Source organism: Photobacterium iliopiscarium, assembly GCF_003026395.1.
In the GTDB taxonomy this organism is placed as follows: domain Bacteria; phylum Pseudomonadota; class Gammaproteobacteria; order Enterobacterales; family Vibrionaceae; genus Photobacterium; species Photobacterium iliopiscarium.
Genome location: NZ_PYOO01000007.1, coordinates 14,766 through 31,050, shown reverse-complemented (window position 1 = coordinate 31,050; position 16,285 = coordinate 14,766). Strand labels below are relative to the sequence as shown.

Sequence of the window (16,285 nt, the reverse complement as noted above, 5' to 3'; positions counted from 1 at the left end):
AATTATCTCCCGCCTATCATTTAATCGTTTATTGGAGCGCAGGATTAATGCGCGCCAGCACCACCTGTATCACTGCCATGGTTCTGAAGATATTTAAGTAGTGTGCGTTCTTCAGTCTTAGTCAGACGGTAGTAAGAGCTCATGGCTTTCAGACTTGCGATCCAGCCATTTGCAGTAAAATGGCCAGGATCTGGCGCCGCGTGACAAGCATTACATGTAGACGCGTACATATCTTCTGCATAGTTCCAGATTGGTTTAATACTATCAATCATGTCTGATTTAGTAATCCAACCTTGAACGCTGATGTTCTGCCACACAATGTTAGTTGCAGGATCAGTTTCTTCTTTAATGATTTTTTCGTTCGCTTTTACTTCGCCACGGATAGTTGCCTTAAAGACACGCTTGCCCATGTACTCAGTCATTACGCGACCTTTACCTGCTTTCTCTAGCCAGCCGTTTACTTCAACTTTTAGCATGTCGCCTTTACGTTCAAGTACCGTTACTTCAGAAGCTGGTAGTAATTTACCTTCTGACTTACCTTTAGCATCGTCAGTGGCAAAAATGTCTTTCTCACCTAGAGAGTAAAGCTTTTCAGCGGTTGCACCTTGAGAGGTTGCTTCAGCTTGTAGACCTTGGAAATCTTTTTGGAAACCGCCAGCCATGTTAGGTAATTCGTGTGCAATACCCTTGTGACATTCAATACAGTTCATGTCTTTTGACGCGGCTTCTGTCATTGCAGCAGCAGCGGCAGGTGATTGCTTAGCATGGTCCATAGCAGAATAGTTATGGCAACTCTTACATGTGCTTGAGTTTTGTTTTTCCATGCGTTTCCAAACCATCTGAGCTAATTCTAAACGGTGCTCTTCAAATTTTTCAGGCGTATCGATTTTCTTGGTAATAAACTGGTTATACACATCTTTTGATGCCATTAACTTGGTTTCTATCATACCGACTAAATCTTTCGGTTGGTGACAGTCAACACAGTCAGCACGAACACCTGAAGCATTTTTGAAGTGTACAGATTGGGTATACTCTTCATAGTTTTGCTGCATGGTATGACAACCAACACAGAATTCATTGGTTGATGCATGTTCAAAACCTTTGTGCACAGCAAAAATGCCACTCACGGCGATACCAATACCAACAAGCACCAGAGCAAGAATTGAGTACTTGCTGCTTGGCTTCGTCAACATCTGCCAAATTTTCTTCATTTTGAAAGATTCCATTTAAAAAGAATGCCCACCGTAGGTACGGTGACGGTTAAAATTTTATGGGGTAATCTTATTGTTACGATATGAATAAGGTTAACGCTTCGAATGAATAGCAAAGGCAGAGTTATGACAAATTGTGAATGGTCTTAGTTTGTGCTACCGTTCAGCTAGAAAGCCAAAAACTAAAAAGAGAACGACATGACCCATCACGTACTTGTTGTAGAAGATGAAATTGTTACCCGCACAAAATTGGTTGGGTATTTTGAGAATGAAGGATACAAGGTAAGCCAAGCAGACAGTGGCGCACAGATGCGTGAAGTCATGGCAATGGAAAAAATCGACCTTGTAATGCTTGATATTAACCTGCCTGGTGAAGATGGTTTAATGTTAACCCGTGAGCTTCGTAGCCGTTCTGAAGTGGGTATTATTTTAGTGACTGGACGCACTGATAGTATCGACAGAATCGTTGGTTTAGAGATGGGTGCTGACGACTATGTAACGAAACCTTTTGAGTTGCGAGAACTATTAGTTCGAGTGAAAAACTTGTTATGGCGCATGACGTTAGTCGAAAAAGCGCGTGATGAGACGATGGTTGAAATGCAAGAAGATAACATCATTCGTTTTGGTGAATGGCAGTTTGATATTAATAAACGCGCACTGACTCACAATGGTCTTCCTGTGAAGTTAACTAAAGCTGAATATGAGCTGTTAGTTGCCTTCTCATCACACCCAAATGTTGTCCTTAGCCGTGAACGTATTTTGAATATGTTAAGCCACCGCGTTGAAGCGCCGAATGACCGTACGATTGATGTTTTAATTCGTAGAATGCGCTCTAAGATGGAACTTGATCCAAAGAATCCACAGATTTTTGTTACCGTTCATGGCGAAGGATATATGTTTGCTGGTGACTAATATTGGTCTGATTTAGGTTAATAAAGATTGTTTCAATAAAATAGTTATGACATAAATTGACATAAAAATGCCCTATTTGAAAAGAATAGGGCATTTTTTTTGAGCTTCATTTGGGGCGTTTTTTGATTTAAATCATGAATTAAGTTAATATTTTTTTGAGTCAAAAAGGAACAAATAGCAGTATTGAGAATCATTATTAATAACAGCTCTATTTTTTAATGATTTTGCAATATTTATCTCTCATTCTTGTTATCATTTTTAACTTACCGGTAACACTACTGTTGAAAAATGAAATCTTATGAATATGCATTTTGCGCTATATTTTCTTGTAAAATTAATTTTAGCCAAATTTTAGCTGAAATAGTGGTTTTAAGGTATCGACGATGAGGTCTTTTTGACAGTAAAACGGGCTATTTTATGATGCTATTCATACTGCAATCATCCACTGTTCATAGTTAAGTCGCGAGTTATTCATAAAATAGCCATATATTGAATGTTATTTTTATTGTTATGAAACATACAAAATGAACAACAAAATGCGGTATGCGCCCAAATTACAGAAAATACCGTATAGACATATGCGCGTTATGTGTCGGTTTTAGTTCTTTTTTTCTGTTATTTCTGCCGTTAATTTAATGATTTCGGGTAAGCTAATTGTGCTTTGTTGTGCCAGTTGTTGTTGTTCTATGAGTACATTTTCTAGAATGTCAGTGGTGGTAAGTGGGTTTGCAAGTACAACTCGAAATACTGTTGTTGCTTTTCGTTGCCACTTTTCAGGGGTAATACGTGTTCGTGATACAAATGATTTACCTGATTCTCGTTGGCGTTTTTGAATAAATTGGGTGAGATCATTTAACAGCTCTAGCAATATTTCACGCTGTGCGGGGGTGGCTTGTTGTAATGCTTGTTGTGTCTTTGCGGGAACAAAGCGGTAAGTCAGTAGGCACAATTCAGGTTCAGTAACTAACTCAAAATTAGGGTGCTGTTTAATACATTGTGCAAAGTAAGCGGCTTTTTCAATGCTATTATTGATCAATAATTCATAGCCAGGGCGACTAATAATATTCATACTCGCAAACAGTAACATCGCCATACCACTGCGTGATCCTTCAAGTGTATGGCTGCCTAAATCTTTTGAACCTTCTCGAAGAATATATTCAGCATGATGCTCAATTGCACTCATTAATTCTGGGTTTTTAAATATCACCATGCCAGCACCCATTGGAATATAGAGCTGCTTATGGGCATCGATAGTAATTGAGTCTGCGCGTTCAATCCCTTTCAATAAATGGCGATATTTATTCGACATTAAGGTTGCACCGCCCCAAGCTGCATCAACATGGAAGTGGCATTGGTGTTCTGCGGCAATGTCTGCCAATTGATCGAGAGGGTCAATATTACCTGTTTCTGTGGTACCTGCGATGCCAATAATAGCAAAGGGTTTGATGTTTTTATGTTCTAAATTTGCTAGCGTGATTTGAAGTTCATTGAGGTCGATACGGTTATTATCATCGGTTTTAATCGCAATCAGGCTATCGCGGCCAATACCTAAAACATCTGCGGCTTTCTTTAAAGAATAGTGACCACGTTCTGATACGAGAATCGCGAGATCATCATAACCATAGTGCTTCATTGCGCGCAGTAAACCTTGTTGGCCTACACCTGTGAAATCACCGTCTGGTCGTAAAGCGGCATTACGAGCAACCCATAATGCGGTGATATTGGCGATGGTGCCACCCGAACAAAAAGCCCCTAAAGAATGGTCAGCACTGTGCATCCATTGTTGGTAGAAACTTTCTTTTTGATTAAATATTAATTTATGCAGCATGCCTAATACTTGGCGCTCAAGTGGCGTAAAGGCTTTTGATGTTTCTATTTTTACGAGGTTTTGGTTTAGCGCAATCATGATTTTAGATAAAGGCATCATGAAATAAGGCAACGCTGAGGTCATGTGGCCGATAAACGTTGGTGCTGCGGTATGAACCGATTGAGCAACAAGTTTATTTAATAAAAATTGAGTGTGTTCAGAGACAAATGAAGGAACTTCAGGAATATCCGCATTAGAGAAATCTTTTTCAATTTCAGCGAGTGGTTTTTCGATTACGGCGATATGGGTTCGTAAAAACTCATTAAGGTTTTCTGACAGTTCTTTTTCGATTAAGCCTAAAGTTGAATCAGGTGCTTCTGGTATTGTAAAAATGCGATGCAAGGATTCTAATGAGGCATCTGCGGTACGATTATTAGCCGACATAATTTATTTAACGTTTCCATAACGTTGGCAAAGTACAATTAATCTAATCGATATTTTGAGCGATGTCTCGAATTATTTCGGTGTAGTTAAAATATAACTACCCGAAATAAAATCGAGGGTTTGGCGTGTATGGGTATTTATTGCATTGTTATTAGAATTTGTAGTTTAAACCTGCACTAACAAAGAGATCGTTGCTGTCATAGAAATCAATATTTGATTGGGTTGAGCTATAGCCAATCAGTGAAACTAAGCCCCATTTTTTCCAATTAAAGGGCTGGTTATATTCATAGGCGAAGAAAGCACTGTATTTATTATCTTGTTGTTTTTGATTAAATACAGGGTTAGCTAAGTCAAATAGTGCACGCTTATAATTTACGGTAAAGGCAAAACTAGATTGAGGTAATACCTGAATAATCGTTGCCGCTACACCATAAATATTATTACTCATGGCATTACCATCAGCATTTATATTGGTGAAGTTAATTGCGGTACGTAAAATTAAGCTACGACTAAAAGGTTGTGAATAAGCGCCTTCAGTATAAAGAACGTTGGCATTACGATTGAGTGACGATTTTTCATTGGGCGTTAGTGCCAGTAATGGATCGTTGCCACTGAGTTCTTGATCAACACTAAACTTGCCATAAGCGAGTTGGCCTGAAAAACGAGAACCACGAATATCGTTAAGCTTGACGCTAAATGCATTAATACTGGTTTTTGTTTTGCTGCGTTCTACATTTTGTAGGTAAGGATCTTGCCATGTTTTTTGAGTCAGTACTCCGGGTATATAGCTCAGGATTAGCATGGAATTATCAGCAAATTTTTGTCGATAACCTATATCAACATGAAATCGACCCAGAGCAATATCAGAACGGTTCGTACCAAAATAGAGTTGCTTATCACCATCATTAAAGGTGTAACTGAGGCTACCAATAGGGGCAACGAACATTTTATCTTGTTCATCACCATGATGGTTTAAGTTCGCGGTAGTGTGATTGTCACTATTAAACTGTGAGTTTGATCTGTTGTAACCAACCACCAATGAAATATCACCGCCAATGCCAGGGGTCCAATCGACGGGTCTAGCGTGTGCCGTGGTGGAGATTATTGCAGTAGCAATTAAGCCGACAGTGAGTAATGGTTTCATTATTTTTCCTATAAAATAATCCGTTTAATCGTATAGATTATAAGGACTAATAGAAGATAATTAAGACGTTAATATACATAGTGTAGCACTATAAAATAAGTCTTTTATTGATGATAATGAATCGTATGAAATTACAATAATAATGTGATTAATCGCATATAAAGCATACTGTGAAGTGGTGATGATATGGGTTATGAAATCAAGATAGGAAGAGTGTGATAATGGTTGTAATTATGATGATTGATGTTGATTTTATGCATAAGTTGACCCTACACTGAAGTTAATATCATGTTACTTAATAGGTGTGTTTATGATGAATATCGAATTCAAAATGACGTTAATAACCGTAACGGTCATACTCTTTACATTAGTAAGCTACGGGCTTATTGCTTTACATGCATAGTTATTATAAAGAGTAATGTTAGATAAATAGAATAGTATTTTCTAACATTATTTCCTATTGGTATGAACAAATTGTATATTCGACTCTCTTAGATATATTAATGTATGCCCATGTGCATATTTAGCAGGGAGAAGAAATGAATTATCTTCCGTTTAGTTTACGTGACGTTAATGAGAAATCTATTGCTGATTTTTCTTCGGTTATTCACACTGCATCCAATAAAAAAATAGCATTAATTGTTCAAGGTGGCGGCCAGCGCGGTATATTTTCTGCTGGCGTGCTTGATAGCTTCCTTGAACATCAATTTGATCCGTTTGAGCTGTATATTGGTACTTCGGCTGGTGCGCTTAATTTGTCTTCTTTTATTAGCCGCCAACCGCGATTTGGTTATCATTTTATTCGTAATGTATCGATGGATGATCAATTTTTTAATTTATATAAATATCTTAGTAAACAACAACCGATGAACTTGGAGTGGGCATTACAGCAAGTGTCAGCTTCTGGTTTATATCCGCTTGATATTGCCACCGCCCATAAAACATTAGCGCACAGAACGGCTCTTGCATGTGCTACCCGTAAAGATACTCTGCAAGATTATTATTTACCGATGTACCAACAAGATTGGCAAGAGGTGCTGTTAGCATCGTGTGCAATTCCGTTGCTCTACAATCAACCTGTCAATATGGATGAGCTACAATGGGTTGATGGTGGGGTGAGTGCGGCAATCCCTGTTAAAGAAGCATGGCGACGTGGTGCTGATCTTGTGGTTGTTATTCGCACTGAGCCATTAGAAGACAGTGTCACTGAAATGAACCGTGGTGAAGATCGGGGGATTTTAGATGATTGGCGAGAAAATATTGAAACCCAATTACCGTATTATATTGATAAATTAAGCTTAAATGAGTCGGTTGATAAAATTAAGAATATTCATCAAGAGCTAAGTCAACGGTTTGAACAATGGCGACAACAGCATTGGGAAGATAAAGAAGACAATGCTCAAAATACAGCCAGTAAAACGAAGACGATACCAAAGAAAAGTTGGTTCTCACCGTTAAATGTTGAACGATTATTAGAGATCACCGGGCAAGGAACAAATTCAGAAATATTAGAAATGCTGGCACGCTATCATCATACTTATCGGGATGTGAATGATTTCTTAGTGAATCCACCGCAAGGGTTACAAGTTATTCAAATTGCCCCTGAGAAATCATTGAATAGTAGTGCGTTATTAAGTAACTATGAAGATTTAGAGCTAGATTATCAACAAGGTAAACAAATTGGTGAGCAGTTTGTGACGTCTTTTTCACAGTTATTGAATCAAAAAACCAGCTTAATGCAGCATTTACGTTAGGCCTAGTATATAAAAAAAGCACATAAAATAAAGCCTTGATAACTTGCGTGGAATACACAAGATTATCAAGGCTTTTTGTTAGGCTAGGTTATTTATTTAAAAAATCAGCCATATCTTTTTGCATACTCTTTGTTGTTGCTTTAGACGCATCAATGGTAAAGCTGTCATTTGCTGTTGGCATCGTGACACCGAGTAATGATGTATGGCTGCCTGGTGTATATTCTTTCCAACCTTTAGTTGCATTGTTTAATGTTAAATCTAATTGCTTAATCAGTGGTTCAGTACCTGTGAACGGTGAGTAAGGCAGGTTGTTTGGCGTAGTAATATTTGGAATCGTACTATCACCTTTAACCATTTGCACATAGACAGGGACAGAAGATGGAATACCATCAGCAAGGTTAATCGGATCAACGGGATCCATTACCGTTTGTGCTGCATAGGCAAACTTAACGTAAGTCTGCGTCCATGTGGCGAATAGGCTAGGGTTGTTATTTTTAATCGCTGTAATGTTATCAACATAACACTTGTTCAAATCTTTGTGCTTATCATCTTGGGCGATATAACAAGCATTCAACGATTGTAGAAATTTACCTGTTTCAATGACATCTGGCGTTATTTGTGTTGGATTAGATACGGAACTTTGTAGAACCCCAGCTTTTAGAAGACCACCAAAACTGCCTGAGTTTAATAATAGGTAAGGGATCTCGGCACCTGGGTTCGCTAACGCCAGTTTATTAATCGCAAAGTATTGTTTATCAAACGTTGGATCAAGTGTTGGGCGGTTGGCAATATTGCCGACATTAGTACCGACAATCGCACCTAGTGAATGACCTGAAAAACTCACCCCATTATTAGGATTTAACATGTCTAACGGTGAAACAGTGCTGGAAGCTTGACCTTCTTTTTGTTGTTGCTGAATATGAGTAAATAATTTACCAATAGCAGCACGTAGGTTGATCACATCAATCGTACTTTGACGCAAGTTATCGCGTGCAACGGTTAAGTTTTCAAGATTTAAATACATTGATGGATCTATTGCGGCATTTTTATATTGGCTATTACCTTGGCTGTCGATGGTATGAATACCACGATCTTCACCATGTAGTGGTTGGTTTATAGCAAAGATTGCACGACATTGATCGCCAATTAATGTTTCAGCTAAAGAGGGTAGACCATCACTGTGCGCTGTTAATACACTCTTATCTGCGGTAATACCATGTTGGAAAATAGTGACATCATTTGCACCAAGAGTCTGACATTTTTTACTGTTTGGTAAGACTAAAGTGTAATCAATCGTCTGTACTGATTTAAGTTCAGGCACGGCACTGTAGCGGGTAATTAGACGCTTAGGATCGAGTTGATTACCATTGGCCAAATAGAGTGTTTTACCCATTAAGCGAGTGAGCACTTTAATTTGTACTTGTGGGTTTGTCGCCACTTGCGCCATGTCTGCTAATGTAACTTTTGCATCCGCCAATTGAGCTAAAATAGTCGCTTTATCCGCATCACTACCATTGCTTAATACATATTTAATTTTAGCAAGGCTTGGCATGCCACTTTGCCAAGGGGTATTCATAAATTTGTTAGCGCGAATATCGAGGTAGTACGGTAATGAAACAGTGCCTTTATAGATTGTGACATTACTTTTTTTACTGACTTTATTTAGGTCGTCAACTTGTACGGGTTGAGAAAACGTAAATAATGTTGAAAGTTGCTCTGGAGTCACAGTTTTGGCAATAGCAGAACCTTGCCATACGTTGTGAGCGCCAGCATTTATGGCTTCTTCAGTTGCCATCTTCGCTGCAAATAACACATCACCAGATGATAATGTCGTAAACCATGATGAGAAGATAATATCGCGTTTTTGCACAATACCATGGAAAGCTTCTTCAGTGGCATGGGTGATCTTTTGTGCAGGTAACAATGCAGGTGCTGGTGGCAGATTATTCGACTTTAATAATGCGTATGAGTTACTCATGCCTACAGCTTGGCCGTTTACATCTTTTAGATCGTCAGTAACGGCATACATGTAGTTACTTGCAGGATCTAACGGTTTTAGTAATATAACAATTAAGTTATCACCTGAAACCGTTACCATAAAATCACCTGCTTGTTGGGTTAAGCGGGTGGGTTTTGTGGTATCTGCTGGGTTAGTTGGATCGCCTGATTTAAGTAAATAGAACCCACGCGCAGCGGTTGATGGGTCTAAATTCTTACCTGTAAAATTAATTGTGATCGGCTGAGTTGTGCTCCAACCGTCGGTTTGTCCCATGGCAACCAAGGGATCTGAAGTATTGGTTTGATCTTGCGCCATTGCTTCTGTTGCAAGGGTACCGTCTTGTACATCCATCGCTAAATAGGTTGGTAATATTAGCGTCTTATTGGCTGACAAAAGGTCAAAGTTTATTTTTGTTTCAGCATTTAAACTGGTCGCTATATTAGGATCAATCGGTGATTGATTTTCTAAGGTACCGTTACTTTTACAGCCAATTATACTTAATGCTGATGTTACTAATAATGCTATTGAACGTATTTTCATTGTTATTCCTAATGATTTTATAGTTTAGTACGCACTAGAAGCGGTAATTAACCTGAGCGGCTGCAAGGTAAGCTTTACCTGATGAAGTAAAATTATCATTCTCGCCTGTTGGTGTTTGCTCGATAAAATCAGCTTTTTTACTGTGAATATAAGCGACGCCTAGATCGACAGATAAAGCAGGGTTGTAATGATAAGTTGCACCGGCTGAATACCAATAACGATTAGTATCAGGAATACTTAATGTTGCTTGTCCTGCGTGTTGATCAATGGCAAAACCGTAACGTAATGTCCATGTTGGGTTTAGCGTATAAGTGGTACCTACAGCCCAACGATAAGTATCTTTGAAGTTCTCTTTTTTAACAAAACACGTACCTGTTGCACACTGAGAACTTGTTGCTCTAATTTCTTTAAATTTATTGTACTGCGTCCATTGCACACTATAGCTAATTGCCCATTGTGAATTTAGCTGGTGGAAACCTGAAAATTCAGCAATGGCTGGAAGAGGAAGAGCGAGTTGTGCGAGAACGGTTTCATTTGGTCTTGATGTTGCTTGACCCAAGTAGTCAGTAAAATGGCCATGAAAATTGAGATCTACTTGTGAGCGATAGCTTAGTCCAAAACGGTTATTGTTATCGAGTTCGTATAACGCACCAACATTCCATCCCCAGCTCCAATCTGTACCTTCCATATTAATAAGATTATGACTAGGGGCAGCGTAAGATAAAGAGCCTAAACGACGGTTAAATGTGGCTGTACCGTAAACAAGGCTAACACCTGCGCCAATACTTAATTGCGGTGATATACGGTAAGCAATATTTGGATTGAAGTTAACCGTTTCTAATGCGGTTTTACCTGCAAGGCTACCTGCTTGCATTGCTGTAGGGTAATCTGTTGTCACGCCATAATTACTAAAAATGGCTAAACCAACGGCTGTTTTATCGTTGATTGGTTGAATGTAATAAGCCGCAGGTACAACACTGATTGGTGAAACATCTTTTGCCGTTTCACCATGAGTATGATCAATAATATTAATTGATGGATTAATGACACTCATTACACCTGAAACTTCAGCATGTTTAAAGCGTGTCATCGCGGCAGGGTTACGGGATAGTACAGCAGCAGTATCAGCGACAGCAGCCTCACCAGCATATGCTCGACCAAGGCCAGCGGCAGCGTGCTCTGATACTTGGTAGCCAGCGGCATGTGCTTGGCTTGAAAGTATGGATGTAATAATGAAGGCGATATGTTTTTTATTTATGGACATTATACTGTCTCTCTATAATTTATAGTTGCTTCTTGTATTTCACCCTCAACGAAGGCTGGATATTAAAGAGAGAGAATTATAGTTATACCTCAAGAGAATAATAAGCAAAGATAGATAAATATCACAATAAAAGGGTTTGTTTGCTTATACTTTGTTCATATTGCTGCTTTATAGATATGTTTAGATTGATAATAAATTTAAAGTATTTGCTCTAATGTCAGAAGTTTTGTAGTGAATATTTCATTAATAGGGGAGTATTTCACCGTTGCTGGAGGGATTTTTTAGTGATTAAAGCAAAAAAAAGGCTCTAAAAAGAGCCTTTTTTATTATCAATAATTAGTTGAAATAATTATTTTGCAAGTACTGTTTGTAGCCAAGGCCAGCCTTGCTTTTTACGGCTTAGCGTATTTTCCATCATTAATACACCGTCTGTTGCGTGTGTATCAAGAATGTGATTCCAATCACCAGTGTAAAGTAGGCGAGTAGTACTTGTTGTGATATCTGTTAGCATCAATGCCGCCATACCTAAACCGTCTTCGTCGCAACGACGCTGAAGATCAGCTTGAAGCTCTTCAATCATGCTATCTACTTGCTCAAGAGTCGCAAGTTCGATTTGACCAACAACAACATCACGGTTGTTGAAAGGGTAACCTTTAAGGTCTTTTTCAACTAATTGTGCAGCTGTTAAGCCTTCGATATCAGTTTTAGCAATCAATAGTGCTTTGATGAATGCTTCTAGATCTTGTACGTCAGCAATTTGAGCAAGCTCATGTACTGCGTCTTTATCTTTTTGAGTACACGTTGGAGAAGCGAAACCGACAGTATCAGACAGAATAGCTGACATCATTAGAACCGCTAGTTCACGTGTGATTTTGTGATCTTCGATTTTAAATAGGTTAAATAGAACAGTACAAGTACAACCTACAGGCCAGATCCATGCTTCCATTGGATTGATTGTCATTACATCACCTAGGCGGTGGTGGTCGACAATACCAACAACTTCAGCTTCAGCTAGGTCATCAGGTGCTTGAGCAAGATCTGAGTAGTCAACTAACCATACTTTTTCGCCAGCAACGCTTGTACGTAGCTCAGGAGCTGTAACGCCAGCTAGCTCAAGAATATGTAGTGTTTCGCGGTTCATTTCGCCTTGACGAATTGCTGTCGCTTCAAGACCACGAGCTTTAAGAAATGCTGTACAAACTAGTGCAGAACAAATGCTGTCACTATCTGGGTTTTTGTGCCCTACAACTTGGATCATGATATTTCCTTTACTTTATCTGTAACAGCATGGTGCTGTGTAACATATATAAGACTGACTTGGTTCTTTGCTGATTATACCTTGAAGATTAATTGTTTTATAGGGATAAGCGAGATCAAGAACTTGGAATGGGGGAAGATTGTAGAGTATTTTGCAGAAATAACAATTACAGACAAAAAATAAAGGCGCAAGTGTCTAATCTTGCGCCTTGTTCGTTATTTGAAGATAAATTCTTTTTTAACTATAGCTTATGCTTTTTGAGCTTGCTCAATAGCAACGGCAACAGCAACAGTTGCGCCAACCATTGGGTTATTACCCATACCAATAAGACCCATCATTTCAACGTGAGCTGGTACAGATGAAGAACCTGCAAACTGAGCATCAGAGTGCATACGACCCATAGTATCAGTAAGACCGTAAGAAGCTGGACCCGCAGCAACGTTATCAGGGTGAAGAGTACGACCAGTACCGCCGCCTGATGCTACTGAGAAGTAAGCTTGACCTGCTTCTAGACGTTCTTTTTTGTACGTACCAGCAACTGGGTGTTGGAAACGTGTTGGGTTAGTTGAGTTACCAGTGATTGAGATATCAACGTTTTCGCGGTGCATAATTGCAACACCTTCACGTACATCATCAGAACCGTAACAGTTGATGTCACCACGTTGTGTTTTAGAGAAACGACGCTCAGAAACAACGTTTAGATCGCCAGTTACGTAATCATATTTAGTTTCAACATAGTTGAAGCCATTGATACGTGCGATTAGGTAAGCAGCATCTTTACCAAGACCGTTAAGAATAACGCGTAGTGGGTTAGTACGTACTTTGTTAGCGTTTAGGGCAATTTTGATTGCGCCTTCAGCTGCTGCAAATGATTCGTGACCTGCAAGGAATGCGAAACATTGTGTTTCGTTGCTTAGTAGACGAGCACCTAGACGACCGTGACCAAGACCTACTTGACGTTGGTCTGCAACAGAACCAGGAATACAGAAAGTTTGTAGACCAAGACCTAAGAATTCAGCTGCTTCAGCTGCTGTTTTTGCGCCTTCTTTAAGTGCAATAGCAGCACCTAAAACGTAAGCCCAAGATGCGTTTTCAAACGCGATAGGTTGTGTTTCTTTAACGATGTTGTATGCATCAACACCATGTTCGTTACAGTAATCACGTGCTTCTTCTAGTGAAGCAAAACCATATTGTTCTAGTACTGGAGTGATTTTTGCAATACGACGATCAAAACTTTCAAATAATGCAGCCATGATGGAGTTTCCTCTAATTCGGTAAAAACAATTTCAGTGACGCTGTAACTCTTGAAAAGTTAAAATAAATGCGTCATTTACTTGTGTGATATAGGTCTATGATTACTCGTGACGAGGATCGATAGTACGAGCTGCTTCATCAAAGCGACCGTATTGACCCGTAGCTTGTTCCATTGCTTCTGTAGCAGGAACGCCTTTACCGATAGATTCCATCATCTTACCTACGTTTACAAAACGGTAGCCAATGATTTCTTCGTTGTCATCTAATGCAATTTTAGTTACGTAACCTTCAGCCATCTCCATGTAACGAGGGCCTTTAGCAAGAGTACCGTAGTGTGTACCTACTTGGCTACGTAAACCTTTACCTAGATCTTCAAGACCAGCACCGATTGGTAAACCGTCTAAAGAGAATGCAGTTTGAGTACGACCGTAAACAAATTGAAGGAAGATTTCACGCATTGCAACGTTGATAGCATCACAAACAAGGTCAGTGTTTAATGCTTCAAGAATAGTTTTACCAGTAAGAATTTCTGAAGCCATAGCAGCAGAGTGAGTCATACCAGAACAACCGATAGTTTCGATTAGTGCTTCTTCAATGATGCCGTTTTTAACGTTAAGCGTTAGTTTTGCAGCACCTTGTTGAGGAGCACAAGTACCAACACCGTGGCTTAAACCAGAAATAGCAATAACATCTTTAGGACTAACCCAGCGACCTTCTACTGGAATTGGTGCTGACTCGTGTTGTGGACCACGAGAGATAGGACACATGTTTTGAACTTCACTTGAGTATTGCATTGCTCTGCCTCATAGACACCGCTTTATAAGTAATAAAAGAATACATATTGTAAGTATTAATCTATTACAGTGAGCAGTGTAGAATTGATAATTCGTTATCGTGCAGATAATAAGAAGAGGACGAATACGTAAACAACGCGACGTGTTTGAAAATGAACATCTATCGTTAGATATTCAATAGAAAATAACACGGACCTCAACTATTAAAAGCCGAATGTTGTCAGACGTCATTATCCTTAAAGAAAGTCATTAAGGCGGTTAAAGGAGGAACATCATCTCCCGCTATAAAGATTATTATAATAATTTATCATTTATAGCAACAAAATAGATTTTATTGCCCATTTTGTTAATGGAATAAATATACGCCTTTTTTTATAAATAATGTTATTTAAATTTTGGAAAAAAGATTTCAAATATGAAATCATTAACTGATAATTATTCTTATTAATATTTATGTATTGGGGTGGGAAAAGTAAAAATACATAACATATTGATAAATATTGATTTTTGTTTTTTATTTTAAATAGGTAAAAACACGAAATAATATTATATTTAAATGTATTATTATTTAGACAATGTTAAATGATAATTGTTTTTATTATTGGAAGGGGAAAGACCATTGCAAGACTTTATTAAGAGTAATGAACTTTGTTTTCGAAATATAAATATTAATGTACCTGTTAATTATGAACAAATAACCGACGGTGTATTGACTCTTTTTGCTCGAGAAGTTGTACATAAATCAAACATGAATGCAGATTTACCATGGTTGGTTTATTTACAAGGAGGACCTGGGTTTGCAGCACCACGACCTGAAGCAAACAGTGGTTGGTTAAAAGCGGCATTAAAACATTATCGCGTGCTTTTACTTGATTAGCGAGGTACTGGTGCAAGTAGTGCCATTACTCATCAAACGCTCGCTTCAAAATCACCGCAACAACAAGCTGAATATTTAACCCATTTTCGAGCGGATAATATTGTTCGCGATGCTGAGCAGTTACGTCAACATTTAGGTATTGATCAATGGGCATTGCTAGGGCAAAGTTTTGGTGGTTTCTGTGCTTTACATTATTTGTCTTTTTATCCGCACAGTTTGTCGCGTGTTTTTATGACGGGCGGAATACCATCGCTCACGGCAACAGCTGATGAGGTGTATCAGGCAACGTATAAAAGAGTTGCTGATAAGAACAAAGCATTCTTTAAGCGTTTTGCTGGCGTACAACAACAGTGCAATGCTATTGCTGAGTACATTGTAAACAATAAGGTCTATTTACCTAATGGACAACTATTTACGGTTGAGCAATTTCAAACATGGGGCATAACGTTAGGGGGAACAGGGGGTGATTTAGCGATGTATTATGCGCTAGAAAATGCATTTGTTGAGATAGAAGGGCAACAAGCGTTGAGTTATGACTTTCTTAATATCATGCTTAACCAGCAGAGTTATCAAACAAATCCCATTTACGCGATTTTACATGAAGCTATTTATTGTCAGCAGCAAGCATCTCAATGGTCGGCTGAACGAGTACGCCAACAATATCCTCAATACCAATATCAACGCGGTGGTGATGTAAGCTTTACGGGAGAAATGGTTTATCCGTGGATGTTTGATCAAATGACATGTCTGCAACCATTATGTGAAGCGGCACATTTATTAGCAGCTAAAGATGATTGGCCTCTATTGTATTGTGCCGACCAATTGGCTAAAAATACCGTACCTATTGCTGCTGCGGTGTATGTTGAAGATATGTATGTTGAGTATCGTTATAGTTGTGAGACGTTAGCTTTATTAGCGAATGCTAAATCATGGCAAACAAATCAATATGAACATAATGGCTTACGTGTTGATGGTGAACATATTTTAGAGCAACTTATAGTATTAGCCGATAGTCTCTAAATATGGG

Annotated in this window: 10 protein-coding genes, 1 pseudogene and 1 riboswitch; of the genes and pseudogenes, 3 read left to right on the top strand and 8 right to left on the bottom strand. The window is 38.7% G+C overall.

What is annotated here, in order from left to right; genetic code table 11:
- Positions 1 to 44: 44 nt before the first annotated feature.
- Complete coding sequence (torC, locus tag C9J51_RS11730; RefSeq protein ID WP_082064193.1) at positions 45 to 1,211, bottom strand: pentaheme c-type cytochrome TorC; 1,167 nt, start codon at positions 1,209 to 1,211, stop codon at positions 45 to 47.
- A 198-nt stretch (positions 1,212 to 1,409) separates the two neighbouring features.
- On the opposite strand from torC, the gene torR reads away from it, so the two are divergent.
- The gene (gene torR / locus C9J51_RS11725; protein ID WP_045040305.1) at positions 1,410 to 2,123 is read left to right on the top strand and encodes a two-component system response regulator TorR; all 714 of its coding nucleotides are present in this window, start codon (positions 1,410 to 1,412) and stop codon (positions 2,121 to 2,123) included.
- Positions 2,124 to 2,721: 598 nt separating this feature from the next.
- Here torR and panP read toward each other — a convergent pair.
- Positions 2,722 to 4,374, bottom strand: coding sequence for a pyridoxal-dependent aspartate 1-decarboxylase PanP (panP, locus tag C9J51_RS11720; RefSeq protein WP_045036992.1), 1,653 nt, complete (start codon positions 4,372 to 4,374; stop codon positions 2,722 to 2,724).
- A 151-nt stretch (positions 4,375 to 4,525) separates the two neighbouring features.
- Positions 4,526 to 5,518 carry a DUF2860 family protein gene (locus C9J51_RS11715; RefSeq protein WP_045040307.1) on the bottom strand — a complete coding sequence of 331 codons (993 nt, stop codon included), beginning with the start codon at positions 5,516 to 5,518 and terminating at the stop codon, positions 4,526 to 4,528.
- Between the two features lie 539 nt (positions 5,519 to 6,057).
- Between C9J51_RS11715 and C9J51_RS11710 the strand changes: the two genes are divergently transcribed.
- Positions 6,058 to 7,272, top strand: coding sequence for a patatin-like phospholipase family protein (locus tag C9J51_RS11710; RefSeq protein ID WP_045036990.1), 1,215 nt, complete (start codon positions 6,058 to 6,060; stop codon positions 7,270 to 7,272).
- Positions 7,273 to 7,360: 88 nt separating this feature from the next.
- On the opposite strand, the gene C9J51_RS11705 is transcribed toward C9J51_RS11710, so the two are convergent.
- From C9J51_RS11705 to C9J51_RS11685, 5 genes are all read right to left on the bottom strand, one after another.
- Complete coding sequence (locus C9J51_RS11705) at positions 7,361 to 9,811, bottom strand: VolA/Pla-1 family phospholipase (protein ID WP_045040308.1); 2,451 nt, start codon at positions 9,809 to 9,811, stop codon at positions 7,361 to 7,363.
- 34 nt (positions 9,812 to 9,845) lie between these two features.
- Positions 9,846 to 11,075: an outer membrane protein transport protein gene (locus C9J51_RS11700; RefSeq protein WP_045040309.1), complete on the bottom strand. Its 1,230-nt coding sequence runs from the start codon at positions 11,073 to 11,075 to the stop codon at positions 9,846 to 9,848.
- A 349-nt stretch (positions 11,076 to 11,424) separates the two neighbouring features.
- Positions 11,425 to 12,333 carry a manganese-dependent inorganic pyrophosphatase gene (locus C9J51_RS11695; RefSeq protein ID WP_045036987.1) on the bottom strand — a complete coding sequence of 303 codons (909 nt, stop codon included), beginning with the start codon at positions 12,331 to 12,333 and terminating at the stop codon, positions 11,425 to 11,427.
- Positions 12,334 to 12,581: 248 nt separating this feature from the next.
- Complete coding sequence (locus C9J51_RS11690) at positions 12,582 to 13,586, bottom strand: GGGtGRT protein (protein ID WP_045036986.1); 1,005 nt, start codon at positions 13,584 to 13,586, stop codon at positions 12,582 to 12,584.
- 102 nt (positions 13,587 to 13,688) lie between these two features.
- Positions 13,689 to 14,381, bottom strand: a complete 693-nt coding sequence (locus tag C9J51_RS11685; protein ID WP_045036985.1) for an iron-sulfur cluster assembly scaffold protein — start codon at positions 14,379 to 14,381, stop codon at positions 13,689 to 13,691.
- 214 nt (positions 14,382 to 14,595) lie between these two features.
- A riboswitch (Fluoride riboswitch) is annotated at positions 14,596 to 14,670 on the bottom strand.
- A gap of 330 nt (positions 14,671 to 15,000) precedes the next feature.
- Here C9J51_RS11685 and C9J51_RS11680 point away from each other — a divergent pair.
- Positions 15,001 to 16,278: pseudogene (locus tag C9J51_RS11680) on the top strand (alpha/beta fold hydrolase).
- Positions 16,279 to 16,285 lie beyond the last annotated feature (7 nt).

Excerpts from the sequence above, each read along its gene's own strand:
- C9J51_RS11715 (WP_045040307.1), bottom strand. The coding sequence starts at position 5,518 with ATGAAACCATTACTCACTGTCGGCTTAATTGCTACTGCAATAATCTCC.
- C9J51_RS11705 (WP_045040308.1), bottom strand. The coding sequence starts at position 9,811 with ATGAAAATACGTTCAATAGCATTATTAGTAACATCAGCATTAAGTATA.
- C9J51_RS11690 (WP_045036986.1), bottom strand. The coding sequence starts at position 13,586 with ATGGCTGCATTATTTGAAAGTTTTGATCGTCGTATTGCAAAAATCACT.
- panP (WP_045036992.1), bottom strand. The coding sequence starts at position 4,374 with ATGTCGGCTAATAATCGTACCGCAGATGCCTCATTAGAATCCTTGCAT.
- C9J51_RS11695 (WP_045036987.1), bottom strand. The coding sequence starts at position 12,333 with ATGATCCAAGTTGTAGGGCACAAAAACCCAGATAGTGACAGCATTTGT.
- C9J51_RS11700 (WP_045040309.1), bottom strand. The coding sequence starts at position 11,075 with ATGTCCATAAATAAAAAACATATCGCCTTCATTATTACATCCATACTT.
- C9J51_RS11685 (WP_045036985.1), bottom strand. The coding sequence starts at position 14,381 with ATGCAATACTCAAGTGAAGTTCAAAACATGTGTCCTATCTCTCGTGGT.
- torC (WP_082064193.1), bottom strand. The coding sequence starts at position 1,211 with ATGAAGAAAATTTGGCAGATGTTGACGAAGCCAAGCAGCAAGTACTCA.
- torR (WP_045040305.1), top strand. The coding sequence starts at position 1,410 with ATGACCCATCACGTACTTGTTGTAGAAGATGAAATTGTTACCCGCACA.
- C9J51_RS11710 (WP_045036990.1), top strand. The coding sequence starts at position 6,058 with ATGAATTATCTTCCGTTTAGTTTACGTGACGTTAATGAGAAATCTATT.